This is a genomic window from Curtobacterium sp. S6 (assembly GCF_000710345.2).
In the GTDB taxonomy this organism is placed as follows: Bacteria; Actinomycetota; Actinomycetes; order Actinomycetales; family Micrococcaceae; genus Rothia.
In genome coordinates this window covers 747,156-771,562 of sequence record NZ_JHEL01000015.1, presented here as the reverse complement: position 1 = coordinate 771,562, position 24,407 = coordinate 747,156, and the positions used below count along the sequence as shown (strand labels likewise).

19 protein-coding genes and 1 other RNA gene are annotated in these 24,407 nt (G+C 61.8%); 12 read left to right on the top strand and 8 right to left on the bottom strand.

Annotated elements, in window-relative coordinates:
- The first annotated feature begins 63 nt into the window (after positions 1 to 63).
- The 3 genes from CURSPS6_RS05720 to secA all read left to right on the top strand — a co-directional run bounded on the left by CURSPS6_RS05720 (position 64) and on the right by secA (position 4,729).
- A complete protein-coding gene (locus CURSPS6_RS05720) occupies positions 64 to 942 on the top strand; it encodes a ComF family protein (protein WP_030014773.1) in 879 nt (292 codons plus the stop codon).
- A gap of 147 nt (positions 943 to 1,089) precedes the next feature.
- Positions 1,090 to 1,785, top strand: coding sequence for a ribosome hibernation-promoting factor, HPF/YfiA family (hpf, locus tag CURSPS6_RS05715; protein WP_030014772.1), 696 nt, complete (start codon positions 1,090 to 1,092; stop codon positions 1,783 to 1,785).
- A 211-nt stretch (positions 1,786 to 1,996) separates the two neighbouring features.
- A complete protein-coding gene (secA, locus tag CURSPS6_RS05710; protein ID WP_030014769.1) occupies positions 1,997 to 4,729 on the top strand; it encodes a preprotein translocase subunit SecA in 2,733 nt (910 codons plus the stop codon).
- A 125-nt stretch (positions 4,730 to 4,854) separates the two neighbouring features.
- Here secA and CURSPS6_RS05705 read toward each other — a convergent pair whose 3' ends face one another.
- From CURSPS6_RS05705 to CURSPS6_RS05695, 3 genes are all read right to left on the bottom strand, one after another.
- Positions 4,855 to 5,253, bottom strand: a complete 399-nt coding sequence (locus CURSPS6_RS05705; RefSeq protein WP_030014767.1) for an Rv3235 family protein — start codon at positions 5,251 to 5,253, stop codon at positions 4,855 to 4,857.
- Positions 5,254 to 5,408: 155 nt separating this feature from the next.
- A complete protein-coding gene (locus CURSPS6_RS12510; protein ID WP_152978064.1) occupies positions 5,409 to 6,254 on the bottom strand; it encodes a LysM peptidoglycan-binding domain-containing protein in 846 nt (281 codons plus the stop codon).
- 225 nt (positions 6,255 to 6,479) lie between these two features.
- A complete protein-coding gene (locus tag CURSPS6_RS05695; protein ID WP_030014764.1) occupies positions 6,480 to 6,707 on the bottom strand; it encodes a helix-turn-helix domain-containing protein in 228 nt (75 codons plus the stop codon).
- A gap of 404 nt (positions 6,708 to 7,111) precedes the next feature.
- On the opposite strand from CURSPS6_RS05695, the gene CURSPS6_RS05690 reads away from it, so the two are divergent.
- On the top strand, positions 7,112 to 8,689 hold the full coding sequence (locus CURSPS6_RS05690) for a sensor histidine kinase (protein ID WP_030014763.1): 1,578 nt from the start codon (positions 7,112 to 7,114) through the stop codon (positions 8,687 to 8,689).
- A gap of 130 nt (positions 8,690 to 8,819) precedes the next feature.
- On the opposite strand, the gene CURSPS6_RS12330 is transcribed toward CURSPS6_RS05690, so the two are convergent.
- Complete coding sequence (locus CURSPS6_RS12330; RefSeq protein WP_030014762.1) at positions 8,820 to 9,068, bottom strand: WhiB family transcriptional regulator; 249 nt, start codon at positions 9,066 to 9,068, stop codon at positions 8,820 to 8,822.
- Between the two features lie 288 nt (positions 9,069 to 9,356).
- Between CURSPS6_RS12330 and CURSPS6_RS05685 the strand changes: the two genes are divergently transcribed.
- A complete protein-coding gene (locus CURSPS6_RS05685; RefSeq protein WP_051687664.1) occupies positions 9,357 to 9,809 on the top strand; it encodes a hypothetical protein in 453 nt (150 codons plus the stop codon).
- Positions 9,810 to 9,860: 51 nt separating this feature from the next.
- On the opposite strand, the gene CURSPS6_RS05680 is transcribed toward CURSPS6_RS05685, so the two are convergent.
- Positions 9,861 to 13,751 carry an FtsK/SpoIIIE domain-containing protein gene (locus CURSPS6_RS05680; RefSeq protein WP_030014758.1) on the bottom strand — a complete coding sequence of 1,297 codons (3,891 nt, stop codon included), beginning with the start codon at positions 13,749 to 13,751 and terminating at the stop codon, positions 9,861 to 9,863.
- Positions 13,752 to 14,125: 374 nt separating this feature from the next.
- Here CURSPS6_RS05680 and glf point away from each other — a divergent pair, with 374 nt between their 5' ends.
- The 5 genes from glf to CURSPS6_RS05655 all read left to right on the top strand — a co-directional run bounded on the left by glf (position 14,126) and on the right by CURSPS6_RS05655 (position 20,161).
- Positions 14,126 to 15,313: a UDP-galactopyranose mutase gene (gene glf, locus CURSPS6_RS05675; protein WP_030014757.1), complete on the top strand. Its 1,188-nt coding sequence runs from the start codon at positions 14,126 to 14,128 to the stop codon at positions 15,311 to 15,313.
- Entirely contained in the window at positions 15,310 to 17,340 is a 2,031-nt protein-coding gene (locus CURSPS6_RS05670) for a glycosyltransferase (RefSeq protein WP_030014755.1), read from the top strand. The genes glf and CURSPS6_RS05670 overlap by 4 nt, the downstream gene beginning before the upstream one ends.
- Positions 17,337 to 18,200 (top strand): ABC transporter permease, encoded by an 864-nt coding sequence (locus tag CURSPS6_RS05665; protein WP_030014754.1) that lies wholly within the window; start codon positions 17,337 to 17,339, stop codon positions 18,198 to 18,200. The genes CURSPS6_RS05670 and CURSPS6_RS05665 overlap by 4 nt, the downstream gene beginning before the upstream one ends.
- A gap of 45 nt (positions 18,201 to 18,245) precedes the next feature.
- On the top strand, positions 18,246 to 18,998 hold the full coding sequence (locus CURSPS6_RS05660; protein WP_030014753.1) for an ABC transporter ATP-binding protein: 753 nt from the start codon (positions 18,246 to 18,248) through the stop codon (positions 18,996 to 18,998).
- Positions 18,999 to 19,081: 83 nt separating this feature from the next.
- Positions 19,082 to 20,161, top strand: a complete 1,080-nt coding sequence (locus CURSPS6_RS05655) for a hypothetical protein (protein WP_235503679.1) — start codon at positions 19,082 to 19,084, stop codon at positions 20,159 to 20,161.
- On the opposite strand, the gene smpB is transcribed toward CURSPS6_RS05655, so the two are convergent.
- Together smpB and prfB are read right to left on the bottom strand one after the other, a co-directional pair.
- Complete coding sequence (smpB, locus tag CURSPS6_RS05650; protein ID WP_030014750.1) at positions 20,158 to 20,646, bottom strand: SsrA-binding protein SmpB; 489 nt, start codon at positions 20,644 to 20,646, stop codon at positions 20,158 to 20,160. The two genes, CURSPS6_RS05655 and smpB, sit on opposite strands and share 4 nt — an antisense overlap.
- A gap of 47 nt (positions 20,647 to 20,693) precedes the next feature.
- Positions 20,694 to 21,812: a peptide chain release factor 2 gene (gene prfB / locus CURSPS6_RS05645; RefSeq protein WP_030014748.1), complete on the bottom strand. Its 1,119-nt coding sequence runs from the start codon at positions 21,810 to 21,812 to the stop codon at positions 20,694 to 20,696.
- Positions 21,813 to 21,972: 160 nt separating this feature from the next.
- Between prfB and ssrA the strand changes: the two genes are divergently transcribed.
- Both ssrA and CURSPS6_RS05640 read left to right on the top strand, forming a co-directional pair.
- Positions 21,973 to 22,346: a transfer-messenger RNA gene (gene ssrA / locus CURSPS6_RS12325) on the top strand.
- A 250-nt stretch (positions 22,347 to 22,596) separates the two neighbouring features.
- Positions 22,597 to 23,412 carry a DUF4190 domain-containing protein gene (locus tag CURSPS6_RS05640; RefSeq protein WP_051687662.1) on the top strand — a complete coding sequence of 272 codons (816 nt, stop codon included), beginning with the start codon at positions 22,597 to 22,599 and terminating at the stop codon, positions 23,410 to 23,412.
- Between the two features lie 138 nt (positions 23,413 to 23,550).
- Here CURSPS6_RS05640 and hisN read toward each other — a convergent pair whose 3' ends face one another.
- Positions 23,551 to 24,393: a histidinol-phosphatase gene (gene hisN / locus CURSPS6_RS05635; protein WP_030014747.1), complete on the bottom strand. Its 843-nt coding sequence runs from the start codon at positions 24,391 to 24,393 to the stop codon at positions 23,551 to 23,553.
- Between the last annotated feature and the right edge of the window lie 14 nt (positions 24,394 to 24,407).

Here is a 24,407-nt window from a genome sequence, read left to right as displayed (position 1 = left end):
GTGACGTCCCGCACGAAGCATTCTCACGGCACCCTTACGGTGAAGGGAATGGGGGAATGTTGGATGAGCCTGATGGAGAAGGGAACCGTGGACAGGTGGGCCATCGGTGTGGCCGGCGCCCTGGCGGACGTGACGGAGCTGGTGTTCCCCCAGCCGTGTGCGGTCTGCGGTCGCGGCAACCGGGCGCTGTGCCCCGTGTGTAGAGCGTTCTTCGTTCGGCTGACCGCGGCGCCTGGGAACGTTGCAGATTCCCTTCCCCGGTGGCCGTCCGAGGTCCCCTGTATTGCGGCCGGGGGCTACGGCCACGAGGTCGCCCGAGCGATTCTCGCCTTTAAGACCGGGTATCGAATGGACGTGTCCGCGGATCTCTCGCGTGCCCTGGGACGCTCCGTCGATTTCCTGGTGGAGCGTTACGTCCGTGAGCGTGAAAGCGGTCATCAGGCCACCACGGGCGAGGCGGCACGGCCGGTGCATCTGGTCCCGGCCCCGTCCCGCGCCGCGGCGTTTCGGAAGAGGGGCTTCGTGCCGGGAGAAGTCTTGGCCCGAAAGGTGGCCCGCCGGCGCCGCGCCGGTCCGTGGGGCAGAGACCTGCCGATGCTCAAAGTCGAGGCTTCCGTGCGGCTGCGCGAATCCCTGATGGACAGAGTCACCGGTTCACGGCGGCTTTCCTCCTCGGGCCAGAAGGGGCTGACGGCGGGTCGGCGCTTTGACCGGATCCACGGCGCCATGTACGTGGCACGCTCCTTGTCGGATTTCCGGAGAACCGGCGGTCCCTCGCTGGCGGGAAAGAGTTGCATCCTGATCGACGACGTCGCAACCACCGGGTCAACCCTGGGCGAAATGAAGAGGGCCATCGAGGATGCAGGGGGCCATGTCCTGGCCGCGGCCGTGGTGGCGAGCGTCCGTGCGCCCTCAGAGAAACTCCACGAAAATCTGCAGTAATCCCGCGGAGGTAGGTGACGAAAGGTTCGGCGTGAATTAACGTTGAGTCAAGGAGATGGTCAGATCCTCTCCCCGTGAGGCTCGAAGGTCCGGTAGCGGGCCACTAGCCAGCGAGACCTCACCCTCGCCAAGCCACGGGAGGCCATCGTGGAACTCAACGTATACGGTCGCAACGTCAAGGTCCCGGATCGTTTTCGGGAATATGCCGAGGAAAAGGTCGAGAAGTTCGAGAAGCTCAACGAGCGAGTGGACGAGATCGACGTCAAGGTCAGCAAGGTGGGCAACGGCCCGCAGTCGATGACCGTAGAAATCACCGTCAAAGGGAAAGGCCCGGTGCTCAGGGCGGAAGCTCAAGGCACGGACAAGTTCGCCGTCTTTGACGACGCATTCACTAAGCTCCTCGAGCGTCTGCGCAGGGCCAGGGACAGGCGCAAAATTCACCGCGGCAACCATCGTCCGGTTTCCGTGTCTGAGGCCACCGGATCGATCCCCGTGATTGATGGGGATTCGGGCGGTCAGGTGCCGATCGAGGAAATTGTCCTCTCGCAGGGCGAGGGAGAGGATCCGGCCTACGACGCCGACTACCCTCTCTCCGACGACGTGCCCCCGGTGGAGATCCGGCGGAAGACGTTCCCCACCGAAAAGATCACCGTGGATCAGGCCGTCGATCGTATGGAACTCGTGGGTCACGATTTCTACCTGTTCGTGGATGCCGAATTGGACCGCCCGGCCGCGGTGTACCGGCGCAAGGGCTGGACCTACGGCGTGATTGTTCTGGGCGACGACGCCCCCGAGGAAGGCATCGGAGAGACGCGACTGTATAAGACACATTCGGAGGCATAGTTCAGTGCTTGCCGAGGGACTCGCCCGGATCGAGACGATCCGGGCGAGTCCCGTCTCACTCCGGATTTTCCCCAACTACGGAGGCAAAACTCAGTTCCCTTGCCTAGACTCACGTAGGATAGGCCAGTGGAGAACGCCCCGGCGCTCGCCAAGTGGCCCGGAATGGGGTCATCGTCCCTGGAATCTCGTCAGCTACTAGGAGTAATCGCTCGTGGCATCCTTCTTGGAAAAGGTTCTTCGAACCGGAGACAAAAGACTGCTCAAGAAATTGAGGGTCTACGCAGATGCCATTAACTCCTTGGAAGATGACTTCAAGGAGTACTCGGATGCTGAGCTCCGGGCCGAAACCGACTCCTTCAAGGAGCGCATCGAAGAGGGCGAGTCCCTCGACGTTTTGCTTCCCGAGGCCTTCGCGGTCGTGCGTGAAGCCGCGGGTCGCACCCTGGGCCAGCGCCATTACGACGTCCAGCTCATGGGCGGTGCGGCATTGCACCTCGGCAATATCGCCGAGATGAAGACCGGTGAGGGCAAGACGCTCGTCGCGACCGCGCCGGCTTATCTCAATGCCCTGACGGGCAAGGGCGTTCACATCGTGACCGTCAACGACTACCTGGCCGAGTATCAGGCCAACCTCATGGGTCGCGTCTTCAGGTTCCTCGGCATGGAGACCGGCGTGATCGTCTCGCAGCAGACCCCGGAGGTGCGTCGCAAGCAGTACGAGGCGGACATCACCTACGGGACGAATAACGAGTTCGGCTTCGATTACTTGCGCGACAACATGGCGTGGAGCATCGACGAGCGGGTCCAGCGTGGGCATAATTTCGCCATTGTCGATGAGGTCGACTCGATCCTGATCGACGAGGCGCGAACCCCGCTGATCATTTCCGGCCCGGCGTCGGGAGAGGCAAACCGTTGGTATAACGAGTTCGCGCGCGTGGCCAAGAACCTGGTCCGCGACGAAGATTATGAGGTCGACGAGAAGAAGAAGACCGTCGGCGTCCTCGAGGGCGGTATCGAAAAAGTCGAAGACCATTTGGGCATCGACAACCTCTACGAGTCCGCCAATACGCCGTTGATCGGGTTCCTCAACAACGCCATCAAGGCCAAGGAACTCTTCACGAATAACAAGGATTACGTGGTCCTTAAGGGCGAGGTCCTCATCGTGGACGAGCACACCGGGCGTATCCTTCCCGGCCGTCGCTACAACGAGGGAGTCCACCAGTCGATCGAGGCTAAAGAGCAGGTCGAGGTCAAGGCGGAGAACCAAACGCTCGCGACCGTGACCTTGCAGAATTACTTCCGCCTCTACGACAAGCTGTCCGGCATGACGGGTACCGCAGAAACGGAAGCCGCTGAATTCGTGAACACGTACGAATTGGGCATCGCGGTCATCGACCCCAATAAGCCGATGGCCCGCAAGGACCAGCCGGACCTGGTGTACAAGAACGAGGTCGCGAAATTCGCGGCGGTGGTCCAAGACATCGCCAAGCGCCACGCCAAGGGGCAGCCGGTGCTGGTGGGCACCACCAGCGTCGAGAAATCGGAGTACCTGTCCAAGCTGTTGGCCAAGGAAGGCATCCCGCACGAGGTCCTCAACGCGAAGAATCACGCTCGTGAGGCATCGATCGTTGCCCAGGCGGGTCGTAAGGGAGCCGTGACCGTGGCGACGAACATGGCCGGGCGCGGTACGGACATCATGCTCGGCGGCAACGCGGAGTTCAACGCGGTTGACCGCATGCACGATCTGGGTCTGGACCCCAGCGAAAAGCCGGAGGAATACGAGGCCAAGTGGCCGGAGGTACTTGCCGAGTGCGAGGCGAATTCCAAAAAGGAACACGATGAGGTCAAGGAGCTCGGCGGACTGTACGTCTTGGGCACCGAGCGCCACGAATCTCGGCGCATCGACAACCAGCTGCGCGGCCGTTCGGGTCGTCAGGGCGACCCCGGAGAGTCTCGGTTCTACCTGTCTCTGGCCGACGACTTGATGCGCCTGTTCAACGGAGCGGCCGCGGCGCGGCTGATGGCCGGCGCGCCCGATGATACTGCTTTGGAACACCGGATCGTCTCGCGAGTTATCGCGTCGGCGCAGAATCAGGTGGAGTCGAGAAACGCCGAACAACGCAAGAACATCCTGAAGTACGACGACGTCCTGAACCGTCAACGTGAGGCCATCTACGCCGATCGGGCGAAGATCCTGGAGGGCGACGATATCGCCGATCAGGTTCAGAAATTCATCACCGAGGTGCTGACCTCGGCCATCGAGGATAAGACGAATCAAGGCCACGCCGAGGACTGGGATCTGGAGCGACTCTGGGAGTCGCTGGCGACCATTTACCCCATCAGCATCACGATTGAGGAGCTCGAAGAATCGGCCGGTGGTCGTTCGAAGATTACTCAGGAGAAGCTGATCGAAGAGGTCTTGTCCGACGCGCGGGTCATGTACGAGACCCGTGAGGAGGAGGTCGGCGCCGAGGCGATGCGCAATATCGAACGTCGCGTCGTCCTGTCGGTCATTGGCCGGCACTGGCCGGAGCACCTCTACGAGATGGATTACCTCAAGGAGGGCATCGGGCTGCGGGCCATGGCCCAGCGTGATCCTTTGGTCGAATACCAGCGTGAAGGCTACGCGATGTTCCAGGCGATGACGGACGCGATCCGTGAGGAAACCGTCTCATATCTGTTCAACCTGGACCTCACGAAGCAACGGACGCAGATGTCTTCCCAGGCGCTGACGATTCCGCAGCAACCGAAGTTCTTGCGCTTCTCCGCTCCGAACGAAGAGGGCGGTGAAGAGTCGCACATCGAGGCCACGAGTGACGCTGAGGGCGAATCGCACCAGGATTCCGCGGCCGAACCCGTGCCGACGAGTACCGGTTCCGTGAAGACTGCCTCGCGGTCTGGCTCCCAGCCGAAGGCCAAGAAGAGCCGCAAGAAGCGCAAGTAGAGCCCACCAAGGCGCACCGTCGCACAACGTGGTTAAGTGACGCAGGGGCCAGCACGGAGAATTCGAGTCCGTGCTGGCCCCTGGTGCGTCGTGACCGCGGTCAGCGGCCGGGCACCCTTGACGCACTATCCGATTTCGGCGTCCACGATCTGCCATTGGCCCTGGGATTTATGGATGCGAAGCGCTAAAGCCCGGCTTCGCACGCCGTTATCCACGACCACTCCGGCTTCGTATTCTCCTTGACCAACCGGTATCGCCCGTACTCGCCGCGGCTTGAGGCCTTTGGGATCGAATCGACCGGTCCCGTTAATGGGCTTCGAGAGCTCGTTGCCTTTGGCGGTCTCGATTCTTTGACGCAGCTCGATTTTGGCCATGACGTCGCGATGGACCCAACGAACCAGCTGACTCGACGAACGCGCCCCGGTGATGACTTCGATGATCGCAACCCCCATCGCTCCGGCGATGGCGTGCACGCGGCGAAGCTCCTCTTGAGGATTGATGGTTCGGTGGCGCCACCGGTACATGGGAGGAGGCCCCTCCGGATGGGCTCGTAGTGTGGCTTGAAGGCCTTCGGCCGAGAGTACGGTGCCAGGCCGGATGGTGCGCGGGCAACGTCTTCTATGGCGCGGCATGATTTCCCCCTTCGTGGATTAGTTGGTGACGAAATGCGGGTGGGCGCTCAGGACGCACCGTTGGAACCCGAAAGGTTGGGCTCTTCGGGAACGGCCAAGCGTGTCCCCGCGTAGATGAGGTCAGGATGGTCGGCGAGGACCGGGCGATTCAGCGCTTCGATGCGGACCATGGTCCGTTGGATGGTCGAGGGCGATGCATCGGGTCCGAGTAGCTTTTGGGAGATCGACCACAAGGACTCGTCGGGATTCACGACCCAGGCCTGCGTGCTGGGCGACGGCTTCGACTCGCGATCCGTGCGGGTCCGATGGCGTGTGTCGGCTTGAGAAGCGGTAGGCCCCGATGGGGTAGCCGCGCCGCCGAGAGGCTGGAAATAGGGAGTTAGTCGAGAGACCGCGCTGCTCGTCCCGCGCGCGGTCTCGAAGAGCGGCGATGGCCGGGCGGCGGCTATGCCCTGGACGTGCAGTTCGCTCGTCGTCGATTCGGCGGCGTGGACGGGTGGGGTTGCCTCCGCCGGAACAGGGCTGAAGGCGACGTTGATGCCCAGAACGGTCGCCACACACCGAACCAGGATGCGGGGTGCTAGCCACCGGAAGTGCCAAGGCAAGGCCCGTCCGCCGCCGTACACAAGACTCCAGGTGATGAGAGAACTCGAAAGACACCACCACATCGCGACGAGGCATATGGCTCCGCAGGTGAAGACCCAGGCGACCCCGAACGGTGAAGGCGATGGGATGGCTGCGGTGTGGCGGCCCACGAGGGACAGGGCGATCAAAGGCAGGAGAATAGCGGCGGGGCCGGGAAGAACGATGAGCATCACGGCGAGGCGTCGTGCGCGACGCGTCGAATAGTCGTGCCTTGGTACTGCATGATGCCCAGGGGCTTCGATGATCATGACCCGATCCTTTGGTGCCGTTTGATCAAACTTGATGATCCATATGATGACAGCGAATCGGAACCGGAGTAAAGACCCTGTGGGAAAGTTTGTTGGTGTCGTGGTGGGGTCAAACTTAGTACATGTCCTGGGACAAGGGGAAACGCTGGGTGGCGTTCATGTGTCCGCGAGATCGGCCTGTGGAAAACCGTAGGGGCTAGGTTGCCTGTCGGCGGGCTGGATGCGTCACGGCGCAGGAGGCGGGCCGAAGCTTGCCTTCTTGGCCGCCTCGTACCTCTTGGCGATGTACTCCTCGAGCACCGTGTTTTCGATCCGCCACTGGCCCCGGCCACCCACCTGGATCGCGGGCAGCTCCCCAGACCGAACCAACGCTCGTGCCTGACTGACCGAGACATTCAATATTTCCGCGACATCGGACAGTGTGATGAACCGTTGCTGGGGCACGGGGCACATCCCTTCGGGGCTGATTCTGGTGGTTGCTGGCCTTATCCCGTATATATCTCGGGTTTTCCACAGGCACAATCCGAGGGGGCGCTGGTGGGGCTATGATTCCTGACGTTGACGACGGGGACCGCGGAAGGGGAGTGGCGTTCTTGGCGCATGCGATGGTGACGAACGACGGGTCCGTGGGGGCTACCGGTCCGGCAGTCAGCCGCTCCATGCTCGTCCGGTTAGGGCCTTCACCGGCCGGGCCGCCCGACAGGTATGTCGGCGTGCGGCCGAAAATCCAGCGGGAGCCGTCTGGAAGAGTCCCGTGCCTTCGACCCCGGCGACTAGCTGCGGGGGAGGGCGGTCGGCCCCGGCCGATATCGCATCTAAACTGGTGGGGTGACAACGTTCCTACCGGCAAGGATGACATGACGCTCGCTGAACCTCTGTTGAAGACCGGTGAATTCGGGCCGGGCGATTCCGAATGGCTCCATCTCCTCGTGGGGGACTGGCAGCTGATTGCCGATCTTGCCCAAGGGGACTTGGTCCTGTGGTTTCCAGAGGATTTCCGTTCGGGTGACACCAGCGGACGCGCCCAGGGCGGCCCAGCAGCCAACACGGGTTTTCTGGGAATGGCGCACGTTCGACCCTCGACCGCACAAACGGTGTTTCATCGAGACATGGTGGGTCTTCGCCTGAGTTCTCAGGTCCAAACCGCCGCTCACCTGTGCTGGTACGAGCAGGCCACGCAATTTTTGGATCACGTCGATTGGAACGCCGAATCGGCCATGAGGGTGGTTCTCTATCCTCTCGTCCGAAACGGGCGGACCATCGCGGTCCTGTCCTTGCACCATGGCGAACAGTCCGGGCGAATGCAGGGTCGGCTGGATACCGTATTTCGCGAGACGGCCCGGGAAATACTGAGCATGGTGGCACGCGGCGCTTGGCCGGATTTCAGTGCCTCCAGCGAGACGTCCCGGGGCAACCCGCGTGTCAGCGACGGCGTGATCAGGCTCGATGCTGAGGGGCGCGTGACTTTTGCCAGCCCCAACGCGGTGTCGGTGTATCGACGTCTCGGTTTCGCCGACGCCCTGACCGGAAGGTCCCTGGCGGACCTCACCCGGGATCTGTTGCCCATCGCCGAGAAAGCTGACGAGACGTTGCCCCTTGTGCTGACGGGGCGGATGCCATGGCGCGGCGAGGTCGGAACCGATCGGGTCAGCGTCACCTTCCGCGCGGTGCCCCTACGACGTCAGACCAGGAGGGGGGAGGAACGATTCGGGGCATTGTTGCTTTGCCGCGACGTCACGGAACTCCGCCGTCGTGAACTTGAGCTCATGACCAAGGACGCGACGATTCGCGAGATCCACCACCGCGTGAAGAATAACCTCCAAACGGTCTCGGCCCTTCTACGGCTACAAGCTCGCAGAATGACTTCGCGCGAAGGAAAACAGGGTCTGGAGCAGGCCATGAGGCGTGTGGCCACGATCGCCATGGTGCATGAAGCACTATCGCAAGGACTCACGCAGAGTGTCGATTTCGACGACCTCATCAATCGGCAATTTCACCTGGCGGCGGAGGTCGCCTCGCCGGGGCAGGCCGTGTCGACCTCGATGACGGGGGGATTCGGAAAGCTGCCGAGCGAATTGGCCACGCCTCTGGCGCTGATCATCAACGAAATCGTTGCCAACGCCGTCGAGCACGGGCTGGATGGGAATTCCGGAACCGTGAGCCTCGACGGGCGTCGGGAAGACGCCGAGGCAGGGCCGGAGCTCGTCGTCACGATCGGCGACGACGGCATCGGGATGGGAGACAGCTACATCGAAGAATCCGGGGTCTCGGCGTACCGCCCGCCCTCGGATGGCGAGGGTTTGGGAATGCAGATTGTGCGAACTCTCGTGGCCAGCGAGCTGAAGGGCTCTATCGTCTGGAGGCCGCGTGCGGGAGGAGGGACCGAGGTCGTCATCACGGCAAAGATTCCTGACGGATCGGCCGAGCGTAACTGACGACGTCGTCGCCCCGACTCGTCGCGCGTGGAAGGTCGACCCGCCGCGGGGCCCACGAGACAGAAAAACCGCCGCCTTCAAGGGGATATGAAATCCACGGTGAAGGCGGCGGTACTGGTCCTCCAGGAACCTATGAGGCGCGGCGAGCGCGGGCTGCGCGTCGCTTGAGAGCGCGACGTTCGTCCTCGCTCATTCCGCCCCATACGCCTGAGTCCTGGCCGGTTTCCATGGCCCACTGCAAGCAGGTGTCCATGACGGTGCAACTGCGGCAGACGGCTTTCGCCTCTTCAATTTGAAGGAGTGCCGGACCGGTGTTCCCCACCGGGAAGAAAAGTTCTGGGTCCTTTTCGAGACAGGCTGCGCGACTGCGCCAATCCATCGATGCACGCTCCTTGTTTCACATGTGAAGCCCACGATGCTCGATCCGAGGGATCGAAATTGTGGGTAATACAAATAAAGAGCCCCCAAATGCGGGGGCTTCTTGAGAACTGTTAAAAGGTTCCCACGTAAACTTCTCGTGAACAAGGGGGATTGTAGCGCCAGTTGGCCTCCACGTCATGTTTTATGTCACATGCAGAGATGCTTGACAGCCTCCGCGGTGCCCGAGGGACCGCCTTTGAGGGAGGTCGCCGCCCGGAAGCCCCGAAGCCTTATATACACTGGCCACATGACTGATCAGCGAGCCGCCGAAGACCCCGTTTCCCCTCGCTCCCTTTCGCGTCCCTCGCGTTCCGTCAAGATCTTGGCCGGCCTCGTCGCTGTGGAGGGCCTGGCGCTCGCCGTGACAGGCGTATTCCAAACGGTGGCAGCATTCGTCGACGAGCACGCGATGCCCGTCGCGGCCATCATGATCATGTCCCTGCTCTACATCGCGTACGGCGTGTGGTTGCTGGGGGCGGCGCGTGGCCTGCTCAGGGGAAGTCTCTGGCCCAGGGCCCTGATCCTCCTGTCGCAAATATTTCTGGTGGTGATTTCGGTCCAGCTCGCCGGTGAATGGGGCTGGGGGCTGGCCCCGTGGCCGATCCTCTACGGCGCGCTGGTCGCGTTGTTGCTCTTTAGCAATCCTGTTCAACGTCATCTTCTGCGCGCCAACGACCTCCCGGCGCGAGACGCAGGCTGAGCGCCCGGCTCGGTGAGGGCCGTGGTCGGGACGAAGCGATCCCCGGGGCCGTCAATGGCGGGATTCGGTGCTCGTGACTTTGGGTAGCTTGAAGCGGTGACTCGCGCCATTGGCCAGAAGGACCCCCTCGTCGCGTCGGCGTCCCATGGGATCGCCGGGCGTTGTCTCGGGGCGGTCGAAAGGTAGGCGCAAAGGCCCCGGTCCGAGAACCACGGCGCAGGACGCCTCGTTCATTCTGGCCGTCCACCACTGCGGTAGGACCAAAGTCGATGAGGCTACCAGGACGATGGTGGCCTCATGGGCCGCCGCGATGGCCCTGAGGGGCTCCTGCAAAGCGACATCCCACTCGGCGAAATCCGTGATGACGGCTATCCGGACGCCCGCCATTCCGGACGGAGAGGCGCTCCGGTGCCTGCGCGGCGCACTGACACCTCGTACTGGGGAATAGATGTTCAGTTCGTCGGCGTCGTGAAAAGCGGTTATCACCTCGACGAACTGTCCTTGCGCGTCCGGTCCGTTGATCACGGCCCCGATGACGTCTCCTCGGCGCCATGGCAGTTCGCATTCTTTGCCCCACGGGGCGGCCACCCCGACGGTGATGGAGCCGCAGTTGGCGTCGCGGGTGCAGGTGCTCTTCAGATGTGCGGGCCGTACGCGTTCCGCGATTCGGGTGGCGGGTTCCCCGGGCCAGTGCAGTTCTTCGGGCAAGTCCTTGAAAACCGGCCATGAGCGGTCACCGAGCGCGTGGTGCCTACCTTCCGGGTCCTGGCCCAGGGGCAGGGCACGAGGAAACTCCGTGAGCGAGTCGGCGTGTGGAAGCGACAATCCGACCGGCGCCCGGCCGTTCGCGATGGGCCCGTCGACGCGGCACAATCCGCTCAGGCCCTCCATGGTGTCGATGGTCGGCGACGAGCGAATGCCGGTCGGCGCGGAGCCGGACATTTCCAGCTGATTGTGGATCATTCCGGCGAGGCGCTGCGGCAATGCGGTGGTGGAAAGCGCGGCCAGGAACCAGCTCTTCCCTAGCGCGGAGAAGAGCTCTTCCAAGGCGGGTATGAGGTCAACTCCTCGTCGCATCGACTCGTCGATCCACCGATCGAGCCCCTGGAACGCCACTATCGGACGCGGGCCCCTGCCCGTACCTGCTTGCAGGGGCAGGAGGCGGAGAATTTCCACGGCGAAAGTGAAGGACGATGGTGTCCCGAGGGCGCGGACGTCCAATCCTCGGGCCCTCCAGCTGGGCACGTGCTGGTAGATCGTGCGGTCGAAGATGCACAGATAAATCGGTATTTCTCGGGTCAGCGCGCCCGCAAAGAGCGCCGCGAGAAATCTTGATTGGGTGGGAGCAGGTGCGGTGAAGGCGAGCCCTCCCTGTGCCCTAGGTTCCCAAGAAAGCATCCCCTGCCAGGCCTGACAGGGGTTTTCCGCCGGGCCCAGGAGAAGCCTGCCCTCGTGCGGCCCTTCGGAGTACCGTTCGGCGCCGGCTTTCCACACACCGATGTCCGGGGTCGGCAACGGGGCAGGAATGACGGGAGCGCCGCGGCCGTCTCGGGGTCCCGCCCGGTGCGCCAGTTCCTTCGTCTCACGCGTCAGAAGTCTTTCGGCCTCTTCGCGTGAGCTCGGAAGCCCCGTTGGTGCCGGCGGTTCGGACGGGACCAGGGGAGGCGGGGTCGGAATACGGTCCACCAGCACGGACTGAAACTCGCGGGTGGTGCCGTCGAATCTCACGAATCCGCGGCCCGGCGTGGTGCTGGGAATTCGGGCGGCCTGTGACGTTCCCAAGAGGTCTATCGAATCTTGGTCGCGCGTGACCCGTAGGCAGATGTCGATGGACGTATTGGCCCGGATGTCCTGCGAAACCGCTCCCTGTGGTCTCTGTGTTGAGAGGATGAGATGCAGCCCCAGGGACCGTCCCGCGGCCGCGACACGGAGAAGTCGAAGGAGCGCGGTCGGGTGGGTATCGACCAAATGACGAAATTCGTCGACGACGATCACGATTTCCGGCATGTCAGGCCGCACTTCGGGCAACGATGGGGAAAAGAAATAGTCCTTCCACGAGGTGAACTCGGCCTGGTCCAAGAGCGCCTCGCGACGAGATATCTCGGCTTCCAGATAAGACAGGGCACGAACGATCGCCGAGCCATCGAGGTCCGTCACGCAGGAGTGGACGTGCGGCAGGTGAACCGCGGGACCGAAGCCGGCTCCGCCTTTGAAATCGATGAGGACCATCCCGAGACGCTCTGGCGGATATGAGAGGGCCAGCCGGTAGAGGATGCCCCGCAGAAGCTCCGACTTACCGGAACCGGTGGTCCCCGCGACGAGAGCGTGAGGGCCGTGAGCATTCATGTCGACGCGGATATCGTCATGGGCGGTCGGATGGGCTCCCACATCGACGAACAACCGGGGGTCCTTCGCATTCCTCGCCCATCGAGCGGGCATTTCCTCCGCGGTCAGCTCTTCACGGGCGGAAAGTCGTGGGCTCTCGCGTGGGGCTGAACCGGCCTGAGGATTCATCGAGGACAACGCCTCGAGGAGCTCTCGGTCCGGAATATCCGGCCGAGCGCAGAACTGCCGGTCATCGCCGGCGGCTCCCAGCAGGGCCCCTTCCGCGTCTCCCACAGCGGAAAGTTCGAGCCCCTGGCGGGCGGGTTTCACGAGAACGCCGCTCCACCCGGGCGACGGGTGACGAACTCGCTCTTCCCGGGTGACGATCACGTGGGGGCTCGCTTCCCTGTCTACGCTTCTTTCCGAGCACGCCAGCCGTAGGGGAGGCCCCTGCGTGAGACCGTGCGAAACGCCCGGGCCGATACGAGCGAGAACGATTCGGCATGTTGCGCAATCCTGCCCACAGGTAAGCCACGTGTAGGGGATCTTCGCCACCGCGAGGTGGCCACGGAGAATATCGAGCCCGTCAGCGCGGCCCGCCTTGGCCACCACAATGACGTGCGGATACTTGAGATGACTCAGGATGGGCAGGTTTTCCGTCTGGGGAACGGTGGCCTGTATCGACGTTTTGACGTGGAGGGGGCGGGAGCCTCGACCCCAACGAATCCATGGAAGGGCGGCTTCGGTGGCATCGGTGGGGAGCCCATGTTCTGTTCTGGCGACCTTCCCGGCGGCGGGTAGCGACGGATGGGCATGTGCCAAACGGGTTCCGAGTGACGGGCAGAACTGATCGATCATGACCAACTCGCGCTCTTTCGCGTCGCGTAGGAGACGACGGTTGTGGGCCGGGCCTCCGCCACGGGCCAACCAGAAGACCAGGCTCGTCGCGGCGCTCCCCACGCTGAAGACCGCCATCAGCCAGTAGTGCCACAGCCAGGCCATGAGAATTCCTAAGCCCAGGGGCAAGAGTGACGTCGCGAGGATCGCGGAGGCTCCCGCGAGGTGAGGTCGCAACTGGACCGGCGCCTGTGGAATGTCTCCTTGGGAAACCACCGACGGGCAATCGGGGTTATCCTGCGCGATAGTGAGCACCGAGCCCGCGATTTCCCAAGACGTCTCCGGCGATATCGACGCGGAGAGATTGCCGACGGGGTCGACGAAACGCATCCCCGTCGGCCCGGCGACCAGGTTCCCGGCGTGCGGGGGAAGACGCTCGTTGTCGAGCCTTACGATGTCGGCATCGCGCCCGACGTCGTGGATGCCGCGCGGTATTCGCCATGAACCTCCGGAGCCGCGACCTTCGACGCAGACGAGCCGGGGAACGTGATCGTCGTCGGTTGGAGTGCCGAAGCTTATGACGGCCCCGTCCGCGAGAGGGTCCAGACCCCAGCGGCAGTCGTCTAACGGCCGGACACCGACAAAGAATTCAACCTCGCGTCCCAGCGCCTTCCGCAGACTGGCGGTCAGGAGCCGTCCGGGAGTCCCGCGGCGGGCAGAAAGCGTCAACTCGTGACGAGTACGGGTTGCTTGATCGATCACGATAAGGCGAAGGTCCATGGCGCCATTGAAAGATGCGGGGTTGCGACGCCGAGAGCTTGCTCCGGGGTATCCCCGTGTCTTGTGGACTCATCGGCTGCCATCGAGAAACTTCGCCGAGACGTGGATGATGAATCGGGTTTTCCCTCGTGAGAGACTGTTCGACGGATTTCCGGAGGGGCTCGCCGCGCGCGTGAAGCTCCAGAGATCTCTAGAACGCGTCGTGTGGGGAGGAATCACCTCAAGAATCGGGACCGGTGGCCGTGTGCTGGCTGGTCCGCGCTCGCTTTCTACTAGGATCGAACTGAGATATTCGTGCCTGACATCGAGTTGGAGCACGGAAACCACAGCCGCGGACGCCCGGCGTCCCGGCGCGAGAGCAACAGGAGTTTTGCGTGAACGCAGATCTAGTGGTCGTAGGGTCCGGTCTCTTTGGCCTGACCATCGCGGAGCAGGCGGCCAAGGAATTGGGACTCAAAGTTGCCCTGATCGACCGCCGCTCGCACATCGGCGGTAACGCCTACAGCGAGAAGGAAGAGAAGACGGGCATCGAGGTGCACCGCTATGGTGCCCACCTGTTCCACACCTCCAACGAGCGCGTGTGGGAATACGTCAATCGATTCACCGAATTCACCAACTACGTTCACCGTGTCTACACGCGTCATCAGGACGAAGTCTTCCCGATGCCGATCAACCTGGGGACCATCAACCAATTCTTCCGCTCGGCATACAGCCCGCAGGAAGCCCGAGACCTGATCAAGGAACAGGCCGGAGAGCTTGCCGGGACCGACCCGCAGAACCTCAACGACAAAGGGATCCAGCTGATTGGCCGCCCGCTGTACGAGGCTTTCATCAAGCACTACACCGGCAAGCAGTGGCAGACCGATCCGAAGAACCTGCCCGCTTCGATCATCAACCGTCTCCCGGTCCGCTACACGTACGACAACCGTTACTTCAACGACACTCATGAGGGTCTTCCGGTCGACGGATACACCGCGTGGCTCGAGCGCATGGCCGATCACCCCAATATCGAAGTCCACCTGGACACGGACTTCTTCGATGATTCGCACGAGTTCGCCCGTTCCAAGGTGCGCGGCCAGGTACCGGTCATCTACACCGGCCCGGTTGATCGGTACTTCGACTTCACCGAGGGTGACTTGTCCTGGCGCACCATCGACCTTGAGGAAGAAGTCCTTCCGATTCAGGACTTCCAGGGTTGCTCGGTGATGAACTACCCGGACGAGGACGTTCCCTTCACCCGGATCCACGAGTTCCGTCACTTCCATCCGGAGCGTGAATACACCAAGGACGCGACCGTCATCATGCGCGAGTTCTCACGATTCGCAGAGAAGGGCGACGAACCCTATTACCCCGTTAACACGGACAGCGATCGCCAGATGCTGCTCAAGTACCGGGATCTCGCGCGCGGGGAAGACTCCGTGCTCTTCGGCGGCCGCCTGGGCACCTACAAGTACCTGGATATGCACATGGCCATCGGCTCCGCCCTGTCCATGTTCGACAACAAGATCCGCCCTCACTTCGAGGGCGGCGCGAAACTTGAAAGCGGGGGAGTCGACGCATGAGCGATCAGCCAACTACATCCAAGCCTCAGGGTCTGAAAACCCTGCAGAGGGTCATCTTCCCGCCGGCGGAACAGATGGATACCGTCGCGCTTTACGTTGACTCCGGTCAGGCCACGGGCGTCCAGCTGTCCACCATGAACGGATCCTTGGGTAGCCAAGGCGCCAATGCGGCCAAGAAGGCCTCGACCTCGGACCACGAGGCCTCGAACTCGAGTGCGGTCTCCGATACTCACGTCGAGGACTTCATCGATCGCCGTTCCACCCTCATCCGTGCCGGTTCCCGACTCTCCTTTGCGACGTACTTCAACGCGTTTGCGGCTTCCTACTGGAAGCGTTGGACGACCATCGAGGATGTGTGCCTGTCCATTCGCACGCGTGGCGAGGGCACCGTGATCGTGTATAAGTCCAACGCGCGCGGTTCCCTTCAGCGGGTTGCTTCCAAGCGCGTCACGGATAAGGCTCACACGACCTTTGATTTGCCGCTCAAGCCCTTTGGCGATGGCGGCTGGTATTGGTTCGACCTGGTCGCGGGCAATGAGTCGTTGGTTCTGGAGACCGCCGAGTGGATGGGGTATTCGGACTCTGAGAGCAAGCCCGGGCAAATCACCCTGGAAATCACCACTCTCAACAAGCCCGATTTCTGCCTGAATAACCTCCGGTCGTTGGGCGAATACCCGGAGGTCCTCGAGAACCTTCAGGAGATTCTGATCGTCGATCAGGGCAATAAGAAGGTCCAGGACCAAACCGAATTCGAAGAGGTCGCGGCCACCCTTCAGGGGAAGCTAAGAATCATCAACCAGGGAAACCTGGGCGGTTCCGGCGGATTCTCCCGCGGCATGTACGAGGCCGTGGAAAACGGCAGTGACTATGCTTTGCTTCTGGACGATGACGTCGTCGTCGAGCCGGAATCCATCTCGCGGTTGCTGACTTTTGCCGATCTGTGCCGCAAGCCGACCATCGTCGGCGGCCACATGTTCGATTTGTATAACCGGACGGTTCTTCACACCTTCGGCGAAATCGTCAACACGTACCGGTTCCAGCCGGATCAGCCTCACGAGGAGCAGACCCTCGGCCACGATTTCTTGTCCTCCAACCTGCGTTCCACCCCGTGGCTTCACCGCCGTGTCGACGTGGATTACAACGGCTGGTGGATGGACCTCATCCCCACCAAGGTCATCAAGGAGATCGGGCTATCCCTGCCGGTCTTCATCAAATGGGATGACGCCGAATACGGCCTGCGCGCCAAGCGCGCGGGATACCATACGGTTTCCCTCCCGGGTGCGGCGGTCTGGCACGTCTCCTGGATCGACAAGGATGACCTTGTCGGATGGCAGGCATACTTCCACATCCGGAACCGCATCATCGCGGCATTGTTGCATTCTCCGTACGACCGCGGCGGACGCCTCCTGAGGGAGTCCTCCTATGCTGACGTGAAGCACCTGATCTCGATGCAGTACTTCACCGAGCACGGCCGCATCATGGCGTTGCGCGATGTCTTGGCGGGCCCCGATCAGTTGCACGAGATCCAGCCGAAGAGGCTTCCGGAGATTCGGGCCCTGATGAAGGAATACCCGGACGCGCAGTTCAAGGAGGACATCGAGGCCTTCCCCGAACCACACATGGACAAGCCGCCCCGTAACGGCCGCGGATTCCATGCGCCGTCGTATAAGTCCCTGGTTCCTTGGGCCCTCAAGACCTTGACCAAACAGCTGGTCAAGCCCGTGGATGAGTCGTACCAGGAGCATCCCCAGGCGCACATCGCGCACCAGGACAATCGGTGGTGGCGTATGTCCCAATACGATTCGGCGCTGGTTTCCAACGCCGAAGGAACCGCGGTTTCGTGGTACCGTCGCCAGCCGGAGCAGTTGCGGAATAAGCTCGTCGAAGCGACGCGACTGCACGCCGATATTCTCCGCAACTGGCATACGCTGCGGAAGCAATACCGGGAAGCGGCGACTCGAATCACCTCATTCGAGGCCTGGAAAAAAACCTTCGATCAGCATACGGATTCCGAACTGACGCGATGACAGAAATTATTAATCGAGAGTTCCAGCGCCCCGGCCGTGGTCGGGGCCTGCTGGACGTTCCGAAACACACGTTCCTCTTGCGACTCCTGGTCGACAAGGAACTTCAGGTGCGTTACCGAGGTTCGGTCCTCGGGATCCTGTGGTCCTATGTCAAGCCGGGCGTGCAATTCATCGTCTTCTACTTGGCGTTGGGCGTCTTCCTTGAACTGAATAAGGGACTGCAGAACTATGCAGTTTATTTATTCTCAGGAATTATCTTGATCAACTTCTTTGGGGAGGCTTTCGGCAACGGGGCACGATGTTTTGTCGGCAACGGGGCTCTGATCAAGAAGATATATCTGCCACGAGAGTTGTTCTCAGTATCCACCATCTGGGTCGGACTCATTCATTTCGCGCCCCAGCTGCTCGTGTTGCTGATCGCTGACTTTGTGGTGGGCTGGCACCCAAATATCATTCAATTGGGCTGCGCGGTACTCGGCATGGCGATACTTACCGTCTTCGCCTATGGCCTGGGACTCATCTTCGGAGTGGCAAATGTGTTTTTCCGAGATTCAGAGAACCTGGTTGATCTTTTGGTCATGATGCTGACTTGGCTATCACCAATCATGTATCCGTGGGAACGTGTCGCAGATAAAGCGCCAGACTGGTTGGTCCAGATTTACTTCTTGAACCCGATTACGGTTGCTGTGGAGCTATTCCACTACGCTTTTTGGTACCCGACCATCGACGTGGAATGGCATGTGCCGCCCCATCTGATTACCCACATGGCCCCGATTGCCATTATTATTTCGCTGATCGTTGTCTTCATCGGTGACTTGCTGTTCCGCAAGTTCGAAGGCAACTTCGCACAGGAGCTCTGATTCATCGTGTCGTGGCTTGATAACGATCCCGAGCTCTCGAAGCCGATGCCGCCCTACGTTCCCTCGTCGGAACCGGTGGTCATCAAAATCGAAAACTTGGTGAAGCGATTCGTCCTGAGGCACACGCGCTCCATGAAGGAAGCGTTCGTTTGGCTCATCAAGGGGCGTAAGGGAGACCTGTCCCAGAAATTCAATGCGTTGGACGGAGTTTCCCTCGATATCCACGAGGGGGAGAGGGTCGCGCTCCTGGGCCTCAACGGTTCGGGCAAGTCGACCCTTTTGAAGCTCATCTCCGGCGTGATGCACGCGGACGCCGGCGAGCTGCTGGCCCGCGGCCGCATCGCCGGTCTCATCGAGGTCGGTGCGGGTTTCCACCCGGACCTGACCGGACGAGACAACGTGTATCTGAACGGGGCGATCCTCGGGATGACCAAACAGGAGATCGACGATAACTTCGACTCCATCGTCGAGTTCTCCGAGATCGAACAGTTCATCGATACCGAGGTGAAGTTCTATTCCTCCGGTATGTACCTGCGCCTCGCGTTCGCCGTCGCCGTGCATACCGACCCGGAGATCTTCCTGGTGGACGAAATTCTGGCCGTGGGCGACGAGCCCTTCCAGAAAAAATGCATCAAGAAGATTAAGGAACTGTCGCAGCGTGGCAAGACCCTGATCGTGGTGAGCCACGACCTGGACATGGTCAAGCGGCTTTGCGAACGCGGCGTCGTGCTGGAACACGGAAAAATCGTGGAGGACGGCGATATTCGTGACGCCGTCCGGTATCTCCGCCAAGACTAGCCTGACGCGGAGAGAAGTGGCCCACCGAAATTGATCGGTGGGCCACTTCTGATTTAAGCCTGGCTGGCGGTAACATTCTTTCAATGACAAGCATGACCGGCGCCTCCGAGATGGTGGTGCACGTGATCGCTGATCCCGGCCTTCCCAGCCGGAGATTGGCCGCAATCCAAGATTCCCTCCAGGGCAAACTCCAGGTCCTGTCCAAACGCACCGTTGTGGTCGAATCGCGGAGCGAATTATTGCGGATCCGGCCGGATCACACGCTCGAGGCCCGAGCCGTGGAAAACCTGTCCGAAGGCCGAGTGGACCTCGTCATCCTCCTGACCGAGATCCCTCGGTATCTCAAGAGGCGGCCGTTGATCGCCGAGGCCTACCCGGACGAACGTGTCGCCGTCGTGTCGTGCCCGACCGTCGGCGCTTGGGCGACGAAAGCCAAACTCCTGCGCATCATCACGGACTGCGCGTACCGTCTCATGACCATCGACGACGTCGCCGAAACGTATACGGACGACGGGTGGGGCCAGTGGGTTTCTCGCGATGAACGGCAGAGCCTGATCATGCTCGCGGACCCGAAGACCGGATTCGCGCGGACCGTCCTGGGCGTGATCATGGCCAACGAGCCGTGGCGTACCGCGCCCAAGCTCTCCAGGGCGTTGGCGACGGCCGCGGCGACTGGGGCCTTCGGTATCTTTTACAACTCCATCTGGCAGATGTCCGATGCCCTGAGCACCCAGCGGCTCCTGGTGATCTCCGTGTTGGCCGTCGCGTCGATGGTCGTGTGGTTGCTGTTGAGCAACAGGCTGTGGGACAGGCCCCGCTATGCCCGATTGTCCAAGGTCGTGCTCCTGTACAATCTGTCCACCGTGATGACGTTGCTGTTCTGCGTGGTGGCGCTTTACGCCGCACTGTGGGTCTTTATTTTTGTTTCAGGGCTGATCGTGATCGATCCATCGTTCATGGCATCCGTGCTCGGCAAGGACATTGGGGTCAGCAATTACACCGCAATCGCGTGGCTGAGCGCGTCGATGGGAGTCGTCGCCGGCGCCCTGGGGTCCGGATTCGACGATCAGGTGGACATGCGCCACATCACGATGGGAATGCGGGAACGGCAAAGGGCCTATACCCAGGTCGACGCCACCGACGAGGACGGCCTCGGCTCTTAACCGAGGTTCCGGTAGCGCATCGCGCGCTGCGCCTCGCGCTTGTCCTGGGCTTCCTTGAGCGCGTGGCGCTTGTCGTACTCGCGCTTGCCCTGCGCCAGCGCGATCTCGACCTTGGCCTTGCCATCACGGAAGTACAGCTGCAACGGAACGATCGTATAGCCGGTTTCCTTGGTCTTTTGCTCGAGCTTGCGCAACTCCATCCGATGGAGCAGCAGCTTGCGGCGACGCCGGGCCTCGTGATTGGTCCATGATCCATGGCCGTACTCGGCGATGTGGATATTTTCCAGCCACATCTCTCCCCGCGTCATCTGGCAGAACCCATCGATGATGGAGGCGCCGCCATCGCGCAGGGATTTAACCTCCGTACCGAGCAGGGCAATTCCCGCCTCATAGGTCGAGAGGATGTTGTAGTCGTGGCGGGCCTTGCGGTTGGTCGCGATGACCTTGCGCCCGTCCTCATTCTGCTTCTTCTTTTTCTGTGCCATGAGTGTGTCTATCGTGTTCTTTCGCCCGTGAGGGCCGTTGGTGAGCCTTAAGCTCGATCCGCTTGGCGTTGCCCGGCACGCCACCGGATACCTGCGTCTATGAATTCGTCGATGGCGCCGTCAAAGACCGCGCTGGGGTTTCCTTCTTCGTGATTGGTCCGCAGGTCCTTGACCATTTGGTATGGATTCAAAACGTAGGACCGCATCTGATCGCCCCACGACGCTTTGACGTCCCCGGCAAGTTCCTTCTTCTTCGCGTTTTCCTCTTCTTGGCGTTGAAGGAGCAATCGTGACTGAAGGACTCGCAACGCGGCGGCGCGATTTTGGATCTGGGACTTTTCATTCTGCATCGACACGACGATCCCCGTGGGGATGTGGGTCATGCGGACGGCCGAGTCGGTGGTATTCACCGATTGGCCTCCCGGGCCCGAGGACCGGAAGACGTCGACCTTGATCTCGTTCTCCGGAATCTCGATGCTATCGGTCTGCTCGATGAGCGGGATGACCTCGACGGCCGCGAAGGAGGTCTGGCGACGCCCCTGGTTGTCGAAGGGGGAGATTCGGACGAGCCGGTGAGTACCGGCTTCGACGGAGAGCCTGCCGAAGGAATAGGGGGCCTTGACCTCGAAGGTCGTGGACTTCAGCCCGGCTTCTTCGGCGTACGAGGTATCCAAGACCTTGGTCGAGTATCCGTTCTTTTCCGCCCAGCGGAGGTACATTCGCATCAGCATTTCGGCGAAATCGGCCGCATCCACGCCGCCCGCGCCGGACCTAATGGTGACGACCGCTTCGCGCGGATCGTACTCGCCGGACAGCAGGGTCACGATCTCCAGGTCGGCCAGGGCCCGCCGGACGGAGGCCACCTCTTGCTCGGCGTCCGTCAGAAGCGACGGATCGTCCTCCTCCTGGCCCAGTTCGACCATCGTCTCGACGTCGTCGATGCGGGCCTGGAGCCTTTCCAAGCGTTCCAGCTCGGACTGCCGGTGCGACAGCTTGGAGGTGACCTGTTGGGCCGCGTCCGGGTCGTCCCACAGGTCGGGGGCCGCTGCGGCCTCCGAAAGCTCCGCGATATCGGCGCGGATGCCCTCGACGTCGCTGACCTGCGCTATGGACGAGAAGGTCGCGCGGAGGTCTTTGATTTCTGCGGGAAAGTCGATGGAAGCCATATCTGCCGAGTCTAGTCGATGAACCTCGGGGAGGGCGCTGTGGGCCGGTCCCGGGCGCGGAATCCGACTTCCCAAGGCGCGCTTCGAGGGGTATAGTTAAGCAGTCCGGAGCACCTACGGCTCGATCGTAGGATCCGGGCGGTGATTGAAAATCGCATATGGGGATGATCGGTTTCGACGATGCCAGTTGCGGCAGGTGAAGCGGGCCGAGAATGTAGAGTCATCTCGTTAACGTTCTCTGCAAAACAATAAGTGCCAAATCTGAAAAGCGCACTGACTTCGCTCTCGCTGCGTAAGTAGCCAGAGCAGTCTGCTAGCCCGGGTTAGCTTTCGACCCGGATCCTAGTATCAGTTAAAGAAGGCCACTGCTCTAGTTCTTCTCCGTAGAGGACTAGGGGACTTTTATACGGATAGGTTCGGCGGCAATGTGTTTGTGGAAGTGCCGGAGCCGAAAACACCGATAGACAAACTGCGCCCGGAGAAACCCTGGCAATGCTGCATCGGACCGGGGTTCGATTCCCCGCATCTCCACGAAATCCTGTGCCCGAACGGGGCATGGTCAAGGCCCGGGTCTCAGCAATGAGTCCCGGGCCTTTGTCGTATCTGGGCCTCCGGGGCGTCGTCGTGCGCCGACGGTATGGCGATCCCGGACGGGTGCGGAAAATCTTGACGACGTTACTCGCGGTCGCTCGCGGCGGCGGCGACTCATGTGATGAAATAAGAAAACATGCGCTGCCTCGGCACGCGAACCACCTACACGAGCTAAAACGAGGAAGTGTCACCGATGACCAAGGAACCTTCACCCGAGAACGAGAACATGGAGTCCGGCAACGGCGGAGAGGGCTCGGTGCCTCGGTTTGGCGAGCAAGACCAGGGCTCGAAGCCCTGGGGAGAAGGCTCAACGGCTCAGCCCGATGGGCAATCCTCCGGTTACGGCCAGCAGTACGGCGACGGGTACGGTGCTCAGCAGCCCCGCTATGGGCAGAACGAGCCTCAGGGCCAGGGATACCCGGGCCAGTCTTATGGCGGTCAAAACTCTTCGGCCGGATACTACGGCCAGCAAGCAGACGGCCAGTATCAGCGACCCGGCGCTGACGGCTACGGTTACGGGTCGAACGGATACGGTGAGCAGGCCCCTTACGGTGGTTCCTCATCTCAGTACGAGGCGAACCCCGGCCAGCAACCGCAGTACCAGCCCCAGGGCTACGGACAGCCTCAGTACCAGCAGTATCCGACCAGCCAGGCGGAGCGACCGAACGGCTGGGGGATGGGGCTTGCCGCGCTCATCTGCGGCATCGGTAGCTTGGTGTTGTGCTGGCTGGTATTGCCGGGACTCGCCGGCATCGTGGCCATTATTCTGGGCATCGTCGCCATCAAGAAGTTGGGCAAGACTCCCGGCGCGGGCAAGGCAATGCCGATCATCGGCATCATCGTGGGCGCCGTCGGCGTGATCGTCTCGGTGATCTTCCTGATCTTCTACGCCTTCTCATTCTCGATCGCCAATGAAGCGGCCAAGGAATGCGGCGGTTTCTCCAACGCCACGTCCTCGTCCTACGACCAGTGCATCGACGACTACGTGAACAATCACTACGGTAACTAATCCGCATCTGGGCGAACGAAGAGGCCCCCGGAACCCGTAAGGGTGCCGGGGGCCTCTTTCCGTCGAAACCCGGTGTGCCTCCGCCTCAAGCGCGTTTGCGGGGCCTCCGAGGGGACCGGATCCAGTATCGCCGAGGGCCTACGAAGCGCCGATCGTGGTGTCCGTCTGGTCATGTTCTGGGGCCTCGCTGAGCGGCGCAAGCTTCTCCAAGACCTTGCGGTGGAGGGCGCCGTTGGTGGCCACGGCATTGCCGCCGTGCGGGCCGTCTTCACCCTCGAGCGACGTGAACCGCCCGCCTGCTTCGGTCACGATGGGCACCAGGGCGGCCATATCGTGCAACGCGAGTTCGGGTTCACACGCGATGTCCACGGCGCCTTCCGCGAGGAGGCAGTAGGACCAGAAATCGCCGAAAGCGCGAACCCGCCATACGTCGTCCGTCAGATCGAGGAAACGCTCCCGCAGACCGGCCGCTTTCCACCCCGACAGCGACGAGAAGGAGAGGGATGCGTCGTGCAGCGAGCTGACCCGCGAGACGTTGAGACGACTGGCCTTTGCCAGTGAGCGTCCGGTGAAGGCGCCGGTTCCTTCCGCGGCCCACCATCGCCGCTGGAGGGCGGGGGCCGAAACCAGGCCAACAACGGGTTTGCCCTGGTCGAGCAGGGCGATGAGGGTCGCCCAGACCGGTACACCACGGACAAAATTTTTGGTTCCGTCGATCGGATCCACGACCCACTGTCGAGGCGAGGAACCGGTTGCACCGAACTCTTCGCCGAGGACCGCGTCCCTGGTGCGGGCCCTGGAAAGATGCGATCGGATCAGCTGCTCGGCCTCTCGATCGGCGTCCGTGACCGGGGTCAGGTCTGGTTTGGTGTCCACCGTAAAGTCCTGAGCCTGAAACCTTCCGAGTGTGTAACGGTCCACGGCGTCGGCGATGACGTGGGCCAGGCGAAGGTCATCATTGTAGGGGCTCATCGAAGTCATGCCTTCCAGGCTAA

Bases quoted from the DNA above. Each gene is read 5' to 3' on its own strand.
- CURSPS6_RS05720 (WP_030014773.1), top strand. From the start codon at position 64: ATGAGCCTGATGGAGAAGGGAACCGTGGACAGGTGGGCCATCGGTGTG.
- CURSPS6_RS05705 (WP_030014767.1), bottom strand. From the start codon at position 5,253: ATGTACCGGTGGCGCCACCGAACCATCAATCCTCAAGAGGAGCTTCGC.
- CURSPS6_RS12510 (WP_152978064.1), bottom strand. From the start codon at position 6,254: ATGATCATCGAAGCCCCTGGGCATCATGCAGTACCAAGGCACGACTAT.
- CURSPS6_RS05695 (WP_030014764.1), bottom strand. From the start codon at position 6,707: ATGTGCCCCGTGCCCCAGCAACGGTTCATCACACTGTCCGATGTCGCG.
- CURSPS6_RS05690 (WP_030014763.1), top strand. From the start codon at position 7,112: ATGACGCTCGCTGAACCTCTGTTGAAGACCGGTGAATTCGGGCCGGGC.
- CURSPS6_RS12330 (WP_030014762.1), bottom strand. From the start codon at position 9,068: ATGGATTGGCGCAGTCGCGCAGCCTGTCTCGAAAAGGACCCAGAACTT.
- CURSPS6_RS05685 (WP_051687664.1), top strand. From the start codon at position 9,357: ATGACTGATCAGCGAGCCGCCGAAGACCCCGTTTCCCCTCGCTCCCTT.
- CURSPS6_RS05680 (WP_030014758.1), bottom strand. From the start codon at position 13,751: ATGGACCTTCGCCTTATCGTGATCGATCAAGCAACCCGTACTCGTCAC.
- CURSPS6_RS05670 (WP_030014755.1), top strand. From the start codon at position 15,310: ATGAGCGATCAGCCAACTACATCCAAGCCTCAGGGTCTGAAAACCCTG.
- CURSPS6_RS05665 (WP_030014754.1), top strand. From the start codon at position 17,337: ATGACAGAAATTATTAATCGAGAGTTCCAGCGCCCCGGCCGTGGTCGG.
- CURSPS6_RS05660 (WP_030014753.1), top strand. From the start codon at position 18,246: ATGCCGCCCTACGTTCCCTCGTCGGAACCGGTGGTCATCAAAATCGAA.
- CURSPS6_RS05655 (WP_235503679.1), top strand. From the start codon at position 19,082: ATGACAAGCATGACCGGCGCCTCCGAGATGGTGGTGCACGTGATCGCT.
- smpB (WP_030014750.1), bottom strand. From the start codon at position 20,646: ATGGCACAGAAAAAGAAGAAGCAGAATGAGGACGGGCGCAAGGTCATC.
- prfB (WP_030014748.1), bottom strand. From the start codon at position 21,812: ATGGCTTCCATCGACTTTCCCGCAGAAATCAAAGACCTCCGCGCGACC.
- CURSPS6_RS05640 (WP_051687662.1), top strand. From the start codon at position 22,597: ATGACCAAGGAACCTTCACCCGAGAACGAGAACATGGAGTCCGGCAAC.
- hisN (WP_030014747.1), bottom strand. From the start codon at position 24,393: ATGACTTCGATGAGCCCCTACAATGATGACCTTCGCCTGGCCCACGTC.